Source organism: uncultured Capnocytophaga sp., assembly GCF_963525585.1.
Classification (GTDB): Bacteria; Bacteroidota; Bacteroidia; order Flavobacteriales; family Flavobacteriaceae; genus Capnocytophaga.
Window position 1 is genome coordinate 1 of record NZ_CAURLX010000049.1, and the last position, 13,471, is coordinate 13,471.

At 42.4% G+C, this 13,471-nt stretch carries 15 protein-coding genes; 2 read left to right on the forward strand and 13 right to left on the reverse strand.

Annotated elements, in window-relative coordinates; genetic code table 11:
- Positions 1 to 117 precede the first annotated feature (117 nt).
- The 13 genes from RYK20_RS09600 to RYK20_RS09660 form a co-directional block, all read right to left on the reverse strand.
- Positions 118 to 468: a hypothetical protein gene (locus RYK20_RS09600; RefSeq protein ID WP_314895252.1), complete on the reverse strand. Its 351-nt coding sequence runs from the start codon at positions 466 to 468 to the stop codon at positions 118 to 120.
- Positions 469 to 475: 7 nt separating this feature from the next.
- Positions 476 to 970 carry a hypothetical protein gene (locus tag RYK20_RS09605; RefSeq protein ID WP_314895253.1) on the reverse strand — a complete coding sequence of 165 codons (495 nt, stop codon included), beginning with the start codon at positions 968 to 970 and terminating at the stop codon, positions 476 to 478.
- Between the two features lie 5 nt (positions 971 to 975).
- On the reverse strand, positions 976 to 1,923 hold the full coding sequence (locus RYK20_RS09610; protein WP_314895254.1) for a HipA domain-containing protein: 948 nt from the start codon (positions 1,921 to 1,923) through the stop codon (positions 976 to 978).
- Positions 1,923 to 2,246, reverse strand: a complete 324-nt coding sequence (locus RYK20_RS09615; protein ID WP_314895255.1) for a HipA N-terminal domain-containing protein — start codon at positions 2,244 to 2,246, stop codon at positions 1,923 to 1,925. Before RYK20_RS09615 ends, RYK20_RS09610 begins: the two co-directional genes overlap by 1 nt.
- Positions 2,243 to 2,443, reverse strand: a complete 201-nt coding sequence (locus tag RYK20_RS09620; protein WP_198541604.1) for a helix-turn-helix transcriptional regulator — start codon at positions 2,441 to 2,443, stop codon at positions 2,243 to 2,245. Before RYK20_RS09620 ends, RYK20_RS09615 begins: the two co-directional genes overlap by 4 nt.
- Positions 2,444 to 2,572: 129 nt before the next feature.
- Positions 2,573 to 3,724: a hypothetical protein gene (locus RYK20_RS09625; RefSeq protein WP_314895256.1), complete on the reverse strand. Its 1,152-nt coding sequence runs from the start codon at positions 3,722 to 3,724 to the stop codon at positions 2,573 to 2,575.
- Positions 3,725 to 3,735: 11 nt separating this feature from the next.
- Entirely contained in the window at positions 3,736 to 4,419 is a 684-nt protein-coding gene (locus tag RYK20_RS09630; protein WP_297979978.1) for an RloB family protein, read from the reverse strand.
- Positions 4,420 to 4,424: 5 nt separating this feature from the next.
- Complete coding sequence (locus RYK20_RS09635) at positions 4,425 to 5,684, reverse strand: ATP-binding protein (protein ID WP_314895257.1); 1,260 nt, start codon at positions 5,682 to 5,684, stop codon at positions 4,425 to 4,427.
- 74 nt (positions 5,685 to 5,758) lie between these two features.
- The gene (locus RYK20_RS09640) at positions 5,759 to 6,343 is read right to left on the reverse strand and encodes a GrpB family protein (RefSeq protein ID WP_314895258.1); all 585 of its coding nucleotides are present in this window, start codon (positions 6,341 to 6,343) and stop codon (positions 5,759 to 5,761) included.
- Positions 6,344 to 6,360: 17 nt separating this feature from the next.
- Entirely contained in the window at positions 6,361 to 9,147 is a 2,787-nt protein-coding gene (polA, locus tag RYK20_RS09645; RefSeq protein WP_314895259.1) for a DNA polymerase I, read from the reverse strand.
- 12 nt (positions 9,148 to 9,159) lie between these two features.
- Positions 9,160 to 9,768: a YceI family protein gene (locus tag RYK20_RS09650; RefSeq protein WP_314604060.1), complete on the reverse strand. Its 609-nt coding sequence runs from the start codon at positions 9,766 to 9,768 to the stop codon at positions 9,160 to 9,162.
- A 303-nt stretch (positions 9,769 to 10,071) separates the two neighbouring features.
- Positions 10,072 to 11,124 carry an FAD:protein FMN transferase gene (locus tag RYK20_RS09655; RefSeq protein WP_314895260.1) on the reverse strand — a complete coding sequence of 351 codons (1,053 nt, stop codon included), beginning with the start codon at positions 11,122 to 11,124 and terminating at the stop codon, positions 10,072 to 10,074.
- Positions 11,125 to 11,448: a Na(+)-translocating NADH-quinone reductase subunit F gene (locus RYK20_RS09660; protein ID WP_297978082.1), complete on the reverse strand. Its 324-nt coding sequence runs from the start codon at positions 11,446 to 11,448 to the stop codon at positions 11,125 to 11,127.
- Between the two features lie 206 nt (positions 11,449 to 11,654).
- Here RYK20_RS09660 and RYK20_RS09665 point away from each other — a divergent pair, with 206 nt between their 5' ends.
- Positions 11,655 to 12,347 carry a DNA alkylation repair protein gene (locus RYK20_RS09665; protein ID WP_297978080.1) on the forward strand — a complete coding sequence of 231 codons (693 nt, stop codon included), beginning with the start codon at positions 11,655 to 11,657 and terminating at the stop codon, positions 12,345 to 12,347.
- 88 nt (positions 12,348 to 12,435) lie between these two features.
- Positions 12,436 to 13,401 (forward strand): LysR substrate-binding domain-containing protein, encoded by a 966-nt coding sequence (locus RYK20_RS09670; RefSeq protein ID WP_314895261.1) that lies wholly within the window; start codon positions 12,436 to 12,438, stop codon positions 13,399 to 13,401.
- Positions 13,402 to 13,471: the final 70 nt, after the last annotated feature.

Consider the following 13,471-nt stretch of genomic DNA (forward strand, 5'->3'; position numbering starts at 1 on the left):
GAACTTGTTGAAAATGTTTTTTTAAAGAATCAAACATAATGGTTAATTATTACTCTGCTATTTCTCCATCATATAAGTAAGCAAGGAAATAGACAGTTATACAAGAGGTTTCGTCCTTTATTTTATAGCTTTTTCTTCATATTTGCCCCCGTGAAAGTACTCATAAGCACTGGCTTCCAATTCCCCACAATCAGAAATAAGATTACCTTCTTCATCGTATATTTTATAAGTCTGCTGGGTGTTGCCTATGGGGCATTCACCATCTAAGCCCAATAGAATACTGTAAAACACATCATCCAACAGCCTATCCATCACTTCCTTAAGCTGGTCTGTTTGGATCTCTGTGAGTCCCATTCCTTTTATTCTGGTATTCACAGCGTTGAGGTATTGGGGAGACTGTTCAAAAGACGACTCTAAAAACTTTAGTTTTTCAATATAAAAATTCTTTACAAACTCGTCTGAGGTCATAGCATTGTTATTTAAACGATTCCTTTCTCAATCTATCACAAAGTTTGCCTTGTACAGCCTTGCGTATTTGGGGAAATTGCTCAGGGGCTAACTTTAAGATGGCATAGAGCAACTTGCGGTGAAAAGAATAATGATGGTTATACGCCATATAAGGCAGGGACAGACTGAAAGCCTTTTGTAAAGTAGCAACATTCGAGGCATTACCATAGTATTCAATTGTATCCACAAGATCTTCGTGGCTGTGATGCCAATCTTCCAAAAGCAAGTTTTCGTATCGGGACAACAGCTTTTTATCCTCCCCCAATTTCCCCGCAAGAATGAGAACCCCCTCTATACGGTCGGCATTCTTATGGGCAATAGCTTCTTCTAGATAAGCTTCGAGCAAGCCTACAAAGGAAATATCTTCAAGCATTGGCTCCATATAATAGGGCAGGTCATAGGCTTGGATTTCATCGTCTAAAAGGTGATCAATAAGGGTGTCAAGTTCGTCAAATTTGTACATAGTCATTAGTTTTTTAAATTGATTAATAGATTAGTAAATTTGGAAATCAGCAAATGGGTGTATTGTTCTTTCATTGTGGTAGAAAGAAAACTACGCTCAATCCACTGTTGCCAAGTAGGTAACGCTTTAGCAAATCGCTGATAAATAGCACCTACTGTTTTTTCGTTTATCTGTAAGGCTTTGGCTAAACTATCAAAGTCTGTGCGTTTGAGACGATTTTTCTTGCCATTGATAGTAAGGGCGCTTTCTTCCTCATCTGGAAGTACCAAAAGGGTACTGAGCAGGTCATAGGCAGGACTAAGTTCATACTGTCCTAAAGGGTTTTCAATAAGGGAGTAGTTTTTTAGGTGCATATCAGTATTTCCTGTGAGATAGCAAAAGAGTATTACTTCAAAAAGGCGTTGCTGTTCGTAACCTTTGTTGATAGTAAATTGGCGTACCAATTTGCCTATTTTCTCAACTGACCCTCTGTATTTATGCTCAGTAAGTGTCTCTGTTAGCTGACAAAAGTCTTCTACTGCTATTTTTTGTCCCTTGTGTCTGTCAAATCGCCGTGTAATATAAGCTAACTCGCCTGAAGAAAGGCGAATAAGTGAATGTGTTGCAGTACAAATACCTACACTTTCTGCTAAGTGCATTGTGAGGTCTTCGTTTTCGGGCAAACAAGGATACTCCTTTGAAGGAGGTTTCAGTATATAATCGCCATAGAGCCCTACTAAGGTAAGGCGAGGGGCTTGATGAGGAGACTCTTCTAACTGCAACGACAATTTGGGCTGTACCCCTGTAACAGCTATACTCTTTATGATAATTTCTCTCGCAAGGTTTTCTAACTGCTCTTGGTCTAAAGCCAATAAGGGAGGGGTAGCACTTCCGAAAAACTGCTTGCTACAAGCCTTGTGAAAGTCAGTTTCATTGGCATTTAATTCTTTATAACAATACAAACATTGGTGCATTATTCTTCATTTTTAGAGATGATAGACACACAACCTATACAGTCTTTGCACATAGCCAAAAGGAGTGCAAAACGGTCGCGAGGATTGAGTTTCCAATTATTAATTGCTATTTGCAGTAGCCAGCCTTCAGGAATGAGTCCATCAAAAAAAGGGAAGAGCACACTACTGTGGTAAGGAGTTGATTGCAACGGAAGTGTAAGGCTAATAGGTTTAGCCTGAGGTAACGACAGATATTCCTCAGTATAGGCAAAGTGATACCCCTCCTCATCCTCAGTGAGAAGCCCTGCCAACTCATTTTTGTAATATACAACGGCTTGTTTCATTCCTCAATAATACTTACAACCCCTACTTCGGCACCGAAGAGAGCCAATACTTGATTTACTTTATCCAAACGCAAGGTTTTTTTACCCTGCTCCAATTCGCGTACAAAGCGCAACCCAACGCCCGCTCGCATTGCCAACTCAGGCTGTGTAAGGCGTAACTGTTTGCGCCTTTCCTTTACAAAAGAAGCGATATTCATAATTAATAAATCAGATTATACCTTTTCGGGTACAAAGATAGGTAAAATAATTAAATATACACCCTTTCGGGTACAAAATAGTATTATTCTTTTAAATATATACCCTATAGGGTACATATTTCTTGTTAATTAAAATTCTCTCGCCTGGTCAAACCACTGCGTTATTTTCTCTTCCTCAATAGCAAAAGACGCTACTTCTGCTAGCTGACATACAGCTTCGTAGGTGTCCTCTCGCTCAGTGGTTTCTATATTGGGCAACCCGTTGATAACAGCGATAAGCCCCTCTAATAGGCTCCTAACTTCTTTTTCCTCTTTAGCTTTTTTTACGGTTTTTAAGGTTTCCTTATAGGCTTTCATTGCCTCTCTGCCGTTCTTTCCTTCCCACGAAGCAAAAGGAATGTTGAACTCTGTAGCAAACCAACTCTTTGGGTGCAAGTTAGAGACTGAAGCATATTCACTCAACTCTCGTGTTTTCTCCAATTCTTTCAGTTCTTTTCTCAGTACCTTACCTCTTACCTCTTCCACATTCCAGAAAATACAATAGCTGAAGTCTGCCCAAGTACTCAAAGGGGGTAATCCAGTCATATCAGGGCAATAACGCACCTCAATACCGCTAAGGTTTAATTTACCCAAAGCCTCCATATGACACATATTTCCATCCAATCTCACCGTCTTGAGTTTTTTGAACTGCAACAGGCTACTGCAGTCAAACGGTTGTCCCCCTACCGGCGTACTTATATTGATAGTGGTAATATCTTTTAGCACTTCAAATTCAGGTAAGAATACAGGGGTATTATTCTTCTTTTCAGTACTGATGTCAAACGAGATACTCTTCAAAGGGACTGCCACTTCAAGTGTTATCTTATGCGGATTTCCTTGCAAACTAAGCCCCTTCAGCCACTTGTTGCCGAGCTTAATATCAAGAGGATAATCATTATTATCTACCGATAAATATTCAATCTTTGCTTTAGAGAAATCTACTGTTGCAGGAGCCATTAGCCTCCAGTCAAAGCTCTCCATTTCACGCTGTTCTGTCCATTCTATAAAGCGGGTGTCATTTCCCACATAGTCCATCACACGAGGCCAGTTGCCTCCTGCGGGTACTTTAAAATCGTTGAAAACCTCCCATTGTATAGGGGTGTCAGCATCCACATAAGCATCAGCTTTCTCTCCCGAGGTCTTAGGAGCTATGGTAAAGCGTCCTTGTCCTGGGGTGATGTTCACCTTGTGACTGTCTTTTCCTGTGAGGGACAGCGTAAATTTTCCGTAAGTTTTCGGCATTCTAAAAATATTTATACTCTTTTATATTCGTTAAGCAATTGTACCAATTGATATACTAATGTTACAGGCTTTTGTTGGTGATAGGGAAGGTCTTCCTGTCTAAGATGTAACTTCTCAGCACGAGCAATAGCTTGTAATTCAGAGGAATTTCCATCTTCTTGCAGTAGTGTATAGAGCCTCTTACAGAAATCAAGTCTCTTCCCTTCTTTTACATAATTCATCTTAAAGTATTTTCCCAACTGTTCATAGTAATATTCTCTATTTTGAGTGCTTTGTATATCCTTGTAATGTAACAATAGCCATAGTTCAAAGCAATCATTAGAATAAGCTACATTGTAATTCAAGGACTTGGCTTTATCTATAGAATTATCAAAGTTGATAAAGTCCTTATCACTATCTTGAACATCCATATCAAATACACACCATACTTCGTCAAAGGTGAAATCCTCATTTTTTACAATTTCTTCGGTGGCATGTACTAAGTTCATCTTGGATTGCCCTTGCAAATTGACACATCTTACAGATAGGGAAATAACCGGAAATTTGCTAAAGTACCATTCTTCTGTCTGCCCTTCACAGACGATCAATATGGTTTTATTGGCTCTTCTAATAGCTTCATATTGGTAGCTATTTTTACGCTTTTCCCAAGGTTTTCCTTGGTCAGTAACCTTTATAGCTTTGGTTTTCTTCCCCATAGTACTTATGAATTGGTTACTAATTCTGAAAAATCCTCTACCCAAGGGATAGCTCCATATTTACCGTGTATATAGTCTTTCTCAAAAGAGGCTTCTGCACGTACCCCATTGATCTCGGCTAAGCTATAGAGATGACTAGCCCCTTCTTCATCCTTCTCAACAAACTCAATCTGGTCGCGCCTTAGAAGGTTATTAGATAGCAAGGAAGTATCATGAGTTACGAAAATGAACTGTGCTTGCTTGTTCTCTTCCGAATTGAATAATTGTACTATACGCTTAGTTAGCAGAGGGTGAAAACGAGCATCGAACTCATCAATCACCAGAGGACGCCCTTCTTTGAGAGCTTCATAAATGTAAGGACTTAATTCAAAAAGTTTCCGTGTACCCTCTGATTCGTATTTTTCAAAAGAAAAGACCCCATGGGCTAAACCACCCATATATTTTCTTTTAGAAACAAGTAGTTGTGTTTTTTTCTGTTTTTCTAAATCAACAGATTTTTCGGGTTCTCTCAACTCTAAGTCATCGATGGAGGTATCTCCTTTTTTTAGCATACTGATGATAAACCCTTTTTTAGTATCATCTTCTAAAGCTTCTTTTGCATAACTCATCATTGCAGGGTTGCTCAGTCCGCTGATGATATTAATACTACTTAGGTTATTAGTGATATGCTTGGATATCTTTCCAAAGCCAAAGGAAGCCAAGACTGTGAGGAATAAATTGGTAGATAAAAGCATTTCCCCTGAGTCATCGCCTTGCTGGGTGAGGTTCATATAGATACCCCCTTCGGCAAAGTTTGTTTTGTCTATCTCTGTAATTGTATTACCCTCGCGGATAAAATAACACAATTCTCGTTTTCCCTTTTTCCCATAGAGCCACTCAGAGGTAATTCTCCCTGCTTGGACTTCAAACCCATAGCGATACTTTACTTCATCTATATAGAAAATCATCTGGAAGAAAGCGGCTTGGTGTAGGGTTTCAGTACTCACAAAGGAATCCATAAGCAAAAGTACCTTACTATCTTTTACAGAATCAGATATGATTTTTAGAAAAGCATCCAAAGCCTTTATGACATTACTTTTCCCACTAGCATTCGCCCCATAGATAGCCTTCGTCTTTAGGAAAGCATTGTCTTTGTACTCGAAAGTATGTGTAGATTCCAAAGCCATATCCTTGGCGGAAGTTAGCGATGCTTTGGAAAGACTCAGCGTCTGTATCTCTTTAAAAGATCGGAAGTTACCAAAACTAAAATCTTGCAATACTATCATAATTCTATTTTTGCGTATTTTCCGCAAAAATACAAATAAGAAATGATATAGCAAAATATTTCTTAGGATAAAGCCTATTCATAACGCCCTTGGTAGCGTTTTTTGGCTATTTGTGTATATTCCCTTATAAAATCAGTCTTATGGGCAGTATAAGCATCTCTATCGTGCTGGTAAGGCTTCCACAAAGAAAGCTTAAGCGCTTCATATTGCCTTGCCACTAACAAGTGTTCCTGCAGATAGTCCCGAAAATAGAGCTCATCATTATCTCCCCAATAGCGCAAATGTAGGTGAAATACCTTTTCGGCAAAACCTTGTAAGGTATATCCTTTGTTAAAGGAAATTCTTGTAGGAGTCTCCTGCATACAGAGGTAGCCTGCCTCAAGAAGCACCTGCTTTAGCTGTGAAAGAGAAGCTTCTCGGGGTACCTCTACAAGGATATCTATGATGGGTTTTGCCCATATTCCCCCTATAGCAGTGCTTCCTATATGGCTAATTCTCAGCACTTTTTCAGAAGCTAATGGTTTTAAGAGGAAAGCCTTTTCTTCCTCAAACCATTCCCTCCAAAGTGGGTTATAGGGCGAAAGAATAATAGGGAATAGCTCCCATAGCTCAGCCAGCGACATTTTCAATAGCTGATGGGAGGATTCATCTTTTGCCATTGGTCAATAAGTTTTATTTAGTGTGCCTCTAGCCAGTTGCTTCCTGTTCCTATCTCCACGATAAGAGGCACGGCAAGCTGGCAAGCATTCTGCATCTCCTCACGGATAAGCGGAGTTACCACCTCTAGTTCTGCTTTAGGCACATCAAAGAGCAACTCATCGTGTACCTGTAGAAGCATTCGGGTAGCCATTTTTTCCTTTTCAAGACGCTGAGCTATACGCACCATCGCCACCTTAATAATATCAGCTGCACTTCCCTGTATAGGCGCATTCACCGCATTGCGCTCAGCTGCTCCCCGAACTACCTGATTACGGGAATGGATATCTGGCAGGTAACGGCGTCTGCCCAAGATGGTTTCTACATAACCGTGTTCACGAGCAAAAGCGATTTGCTTCTCTATATACCCCTTGAGCTTGGGATAAGTCTGGTAATAGGTGTCTATCAGTTCCTTGCTTTGGCTACGGCTCAGGGAGGTCTGCTGGCTGAGTCCTATAGCAGAGACCCCATAGATAATCCCGAAATTCACCGTCTTGGCGTGGCTACGTTGTTCCTTGGTAACTGCCTCCAAGGGGACGCCAAAGACCTTAGCTGCGGTGGAACGGTGGATGTCCTGCCCCTGAAGGAAAGCCTCTATCATATGGTCTTCCTCACTCAGGGCTGCGATAACACGGAGCTCTATCTGAGAATAGTCGGCAGAGAGGAGGGTATAGTCCGCATTGCGAGGGACAAAAGCCTTGCGTATCTGGCTCCCTTGAGGGGTTCGGATAGGGATATTCTGCAAGTTAGGCTGGTTACTGCTGAGCCTACCGGTAGCTGTTACCGCCTGCATAAAGGTGGTATGAATACGCCCTGTATGCGGATTCACCTCACGAGGAAGCGCCTCTATATAGGTGCTTTGGAGCTTCTGTAAGGCGCGATACTGGAGAATATCGGTAATGATAGGGTGCTTATCCACTAGCTCAGAAAGCACTTCTTCTGAGGTGGCATATTGCCCCGTTTTGGTCTTCTTAGGCTTGGAAGATAGCTTGAGTTTTTCAAAGAGAATTTCCCCCAACTGCTTAGGTGAAGAGAGGTTAAAGGGCTGTCCTGCGTGGGCGAGAATTGCCGTCTCCAGCCGTAGCAGGTCGGCAGTAATCTCCTGAGAGAGTTCCCCAAGGAAGTGAGTATCTACTCGGATTCCCTCATATTCCATTTGCGCCAATACCTTCACCAGTGGGGCTTCTACTTCATTGAATAGCTTTGTCATCTGGTCTTTCTCGAGCAAGGGAAGGAATACTTGCTTGAGCTGTAGGGTTACATCGGTATCTTCTACGGCATATTCCTTTTGTAATTCGGGGGATACCGCCCGCATAGAGAGCTGTCCCTTGCCTTTCTTCCCGATAAGGGTCTCGATAGCAATGGGGGTATAACCCAAGTAGGTTTCCGAAAGCAAGTCCATATTATGGCGCATATCAGGATTCAGCAGGTAATGGGCTATCATTGTGTCAAAGAAAGCGCCTCGCACCTCTATTCCATAATTTGCCAATACTTTTAGGTCATACTTGAGGTTTTGCCCTATCTTACCTATATTTTCAGCTTCAAAAAACGGACTTAATAGAGAAATCCATTGTTTTGCCAAGGAAAAATCTTCTGGAAAGAGGATATAATACCCCTTATATACTTCCCACGAGAGGGCTAAGCCTACTAATTGCGCCTCCATTTCATCTAGAGAGGTGGTTTCGGTATCAAAGCACACTTCCTTTTGCTCCAAAAGCTTCGGCAAGAGGGCTTCTATTTGTTCCCTAGTGGTTATCAGCTCATACTGATGGGGTACCTCCTGAAGGGTTTTGAGCTTTTGGGTAGGTGGTAAGTCAAAGAGCGTAGAGGTAAAGGGCGCATTGGAAGGGGGCTGTGAGGCTAAGGAAAACAAATCCAGCTGGATAGGTTGGGGCTGAAAGGCTTTCTGTAAGGTAGAAAGCATTGTACGGAACTCCAATTCCTCAAAGATAGGCACTACTTCTTGGAAATTAGGCATCGAAAGTTCGAAATCCTTTTCATCAAAGGTTACAGGCACATCCAAGAGGATACGAGCGAGCCTCTTGGAGAGAATCCCCTTATCCTTATTGGCTTCGATATTCTCACGGAGCTTTCCCTTAAGCTGATGGGTATTCTCCAGCAGGTTCTCCAAGGAGCCGAACTCCTTGAGGAGCTTCTGGGCGGTCTTCTCCCCTACCCCAGGTAGCCCTGGAATATTATCCACCGCATCGCCCATCATTCCTAAGAGGTCTATCACCTGCTCAGGGGTATCTACCCCAAAGTTTTCTTTCACTTGTTCTACCCCCCATATCTCGGTATCGTTCCCTCCTCTGGCAGGCTTATACATAAAAATATGCTCAGAGACCAGCTGTCCGTAATCCTTATCCGGCGTTACCATATACACCTGATAGCCTTGCTTTTCGGCTTGCTTGGCAAGGGTGCCTATGATATCATCGGCTTCATAGCCTTCTTTCTCTATGATAGGGATTTGCATCGCTTGGAGTATCTGATGGATATAAGGAATTGCTAGGCGAATTGCCTCAGGAGTCTCATCACGATTGGCTTTGTACTCAGGGAAGATTGCCGAGCGCTCTTGGCTCCCTCCCTTATCAAAACATACTGCCAAGAGGTGCGGCTGTTCCTTACGAATGACCTCTAGCAAGGAATTCATAAAGCCCACAATGGCAGAAGTATTCATCCCCTTGGAGTTGATACGAGGATTCTTAATAAAAGCATAGTACCCCCTGAATATAAGGGCATAGGCATCCAGTAGAAATAGTTTTTTCATTAGTTTAATTTTTTAGTAAATAAGGGTTACCTTAAGGGAGAAGTCCTTATCAATGGCTTTTTCAGCCAGATAATCAGAGAAAGTTTCCACGGCAAAGCATACCCCGAAGAGGGTACGGTCGATGGTCAGGGTAGCCTGAAAACTACGCTCGGCGATGGCTGGGGAAAGGGTAAAAGAGAGTGTTTTGGTAACCCCCTTAATGGTCATTTCGGCAAGGACTTCGTAGCCTTTTTGTGCATTCTCTGTTACCCGCTTGAAGTGTAAGCTAGCCGTAGGATATTCCTTGACAGCGAAGAAATCGGCGGACTTAAGGTGGGCTTCCAGCTTTGCTTTGCGCTGATCCGTTAGGTCTAGCACCTCTATAGAAGCCATATCTACCCACAGCGTACCTCCCTTGAGCTTCCCGGACTTGGTAAAAAGGAGCTTCCCTCCCTTAAAAGCCAACACCCCTTGGTGGGCTTCTCCGATGACTTTCTTACCGTTCCAATGGATACTACTAGCGGAAGCATCCAGCATATAAGTAACAGGCTTAGCAGTGGTTGCTCGCTTCTTACTCTGTGACTGCCCTAGCTGAGGAAGTAATAGAGAAAGGAGCCAGCAAAGGTATAAGTACTTTTTCATTTGTTCTTTATTTTAAGCGTCACTCCTTGAGGGTCTTATCCTCCTTGAGTCCCTCCATCACTCATTGGGCAAATGTACGAAACTTTACCCGCAAAGTCAAGGAATCTCTATGATAAATTTATTATATTTTCTTGCCAACATCTCTTAATTTTTCATCTCCTTATGCTGGTGCGAGCCTCTAGCTCGTACCTAATCTTTAATGAGAGCTTTAAGCTCTTTTTCTCTTAACACAAGTTCCAAGCTGGCACCAATGAGAAAATTAATATAGCCTTCTGTGAGTGAGATATTTCTATAAATTTAGGTTTATTCACTAGGGCTCGGAGAAAGAGAAAGGGGCTCAAAATGCACCTCAAAATTCTCTGTTACATACCTTTGTATCTTATCCTTATGCTGGTCATCGGCATAGAGGAGAATCGCCTTAAGGTCCTTGTGTGTGGCAAGGAAGGCTTTGGCTTTCTCCAGCCCTCCCAATGCCATTAGGGTAGTTGCATAGCCATCGGCAAGCATAGCCGAAGGAGCTATCACCGTAGCACTCAGCAGGTTACTGGGTTGCGGATAGCCTGTTTGGGGATTGAGGGTATGTACGTATTTTTTCCCTGTAAGGGAGTCCGTCCAGAGCTTGCGGTAGTTCCCAGAAGTTGCTAAGCCACAATCGGTAAGCTCCACAGTAGCCACGATTTCCCTATCCTCATCAGGCTTCTGTAAAGGGTTATCTATCCCTATGAGCCAAGACTTGCCCTTGAGTGTGTTCTTCCCGTGGATAAAGAGCTCCCCTCCTACCTCTACAATAAAATTCTCTATCTGCTTGGAGAGGAAGTAGTCAGCTATTACATCGGAAGTGTAGCCCTGAGCTATTGCATTAAAATTCAGCTGTATAGCAGGATTTTCCTTTTCTAGGAAAACCCCATCGGCTTGCTGTGTGGTACGTACCTTATTCAGCCCTGTAAGCAGGAGCAAGCTATCTATCTGCCCTTGTGTGGGAGGGGTATGATGCTCCTTCTTGCCAAACCCCCAAGCATTGATAAGTTGCCCTATGGAGGGGTCAAAAGCCCCCTGACTTTCCTTATAGATTTGCTCAGAGGCGTGGAATACCTTCTGGAAATGTGCATCTAAGGGAAGGCGTTCGTTCCTATTTACTTTGGAAATCAATGAATGGTCTATATAAGTAGACATTGATAGGTCTATCACCTGAAGTAGGGAATCTACCTCCTTCTTCTCAATAGGTCGCTGAGCAATATAAGTGATGTTATAGGTAGTTCCCTGAGCATCCCCCATTATATAATAAATATTCTCCTTAGGAGCTCTCTGGCAGGAAAGCAACAGTAATACCAGAGAGAGATAATACAAATATTTCATCTATTCAATTTTTAATAATCCTCTGAAATCCACTTGGTAAGACTTGCCTTTCTCCAAAGGCGCCTCCTTATGGGTAGCATCATAAAGCCCTACCCCTGCCCAATAAGCATCTGCCTGATGTTCTTGAGCTTTTCGGCGAACAGCTTCCATCAGTACAGGATCATACACATCAGGGTCGTCCCCCTGTAGGATAGGACGCACAATGATGAAGCTCTTCTGCCCCTGTGGGTCTATACACACGAATTGGGGGTTCTTCTTCCGGTCACTATTCACCAGAAGGAACTCCCAGCCAAGGTCTTGCAAGGATTCCCCTACAAGGTTCATCGCTAAGTTATGTAATTCTTGTTCGGTAAGCACTTTTCTAACAGTTAATCACAAAAAGGTTAATGGTAGGGGGAGCTAACTCTAAGGAAGGGAATTGCCTGTATAGCTCCCTTTATTTTTTTGGCAAATGTACGAATTAAATCGCTAATAGAGGTGCTTACAAGCCGTTTTTTTCGTATTTTTGTATTTTCTAAACCTATTTAGCTATGTCTGAACAAAACACCTTTATTCCTCTTCTGCTTAGCCTACAAGAACCCTCCTATGGTGACTTCACCCACAAGCTGATTCCTACCCTTTCCCGTGAATGTATCCTAGGGGTACGCGTACCTATCCTCCGCAAGCTAGCCAAAAAATTAGCCAAGGAACAACCCCAAGAAGTCGCTCAGTTCCTTAAGGCACTTCCTCATTATTATTATGAGGAAAATCTCTTACAGGGATTTCTCATAGAACAAGAAAAAGATTTCCAACAGCTCATACAGCTCACGGAAGCCTTCCTTCCCTATATAGATAATTGGGCGGTGTGTGATACCTTTGCCCCCAAGCTCTTTCTCAAGTATCCCGAAGAGACCTATGCTTATATCCTCAAATGGCTCAGGAGCCCTCACCCCTACACCCTTCGTTATGGTATTGGACTATTACTGTCCAATTACTTAGAGGAACACTTCGAAAGAGAGATGATTCTGCTGGTAGGAAGGATTCAGTCCGAGGAATATTACGTAAATATGATGATTGCTTGGTACCTTGCCACTGCCCTTGCCAAGCAGTATGAAGCTACCCTGCCCTTGATCGCCCAAAGGAGCCTTTCTCCCTTCATACAGAATAAGACCATACAGAAAGCACGTGAAAGCAAGCGTATCCCTCAAGAGGTGAAAGAGAGCCTTTTGGCTTATAAGATTTAGGGAATTCTAACAAAACTTTTAGGCTTTGTTCCTTTACTTTTCTACTATTTTTTCTTACTTTTGCACCCTAATTTTTAATCACTATGCTATGACGATTGTACAATTTCAATACATTTTAGCCGTGGCACAATATAAAAACTTTAGTATTGCTGCAGAAAAGTGTTTTGTTACCCAGCCTACCTTGAGTATGCAGGTACAACGCCTAGAGGAGGAATTAGATGTACTTATTTTTGACCGCGCCAAAAAGCCTATTCGCGTAACCGAAATAGGAGAAAAAATACTCAAGCAAGCCGAAAGCATTGTTAATGAATCCGAACGTATCAAGAGCCTTATTGCCCAGCATAAGGGCTTCATAGGAGGGCGTTTCCGCCTAGGAATTATCCCTACTGTAGCCCCTACCCTCTTGCCTATGTTCCTGAATAATTTCACCCGAAAATACCCAAAAGTAGAACTTAAGGTGGAAGAGATGACTACCCGTGAGTGTATCCGAGAACTCAATGAAGGAAGCCTAGATGTAGCTATCGTTGCCACCCCACTAGGAGAAAAAAACCTCATAGAACGCCCCTTATATGACGAGCCTTTTGTAGCTTATATCCCTAATGCCCGATACCACTTAGAGGAAAACCAGAAAATACAGGTCTCCGACCTCAATATCAAGGATATCCTGATGCTTCAGGACGGACATTGCTTCAGGGAAAGCGTCCTAAATATCTGCCAAGAAAATGGTGCTCTGGATAAGGCGAAGAACAATACCATTGAAATCAAGAGTGGGAGCTTCGAGACCCTTATCAAGCTTGCCAATGAAGGAATGGGAATGACCCTCCTGCCTTACTTACACACCCTAGACCTCAATGAAGCGGAAAAGAAAAACCTACACTACTTTCAGGAGCCTTCCCCTGCCAGAGAGATTAGTATTCTGTACCATAGTAACGAGCTGAAAATTAACATTATAGAAGCCCTTTACAGCGTAATCTCTGGAGTGGTAAGGGGTGCCATTACTTTTGAAAACCTCAATATTATCGACCCTATTCTTAAGAGGAAAATCAAAAAATAAACCTGCTGAATTATTTAATTGAGGTGTCAAAAATGATTATAGACACGGCACAAGGAGAGTATATCATAAT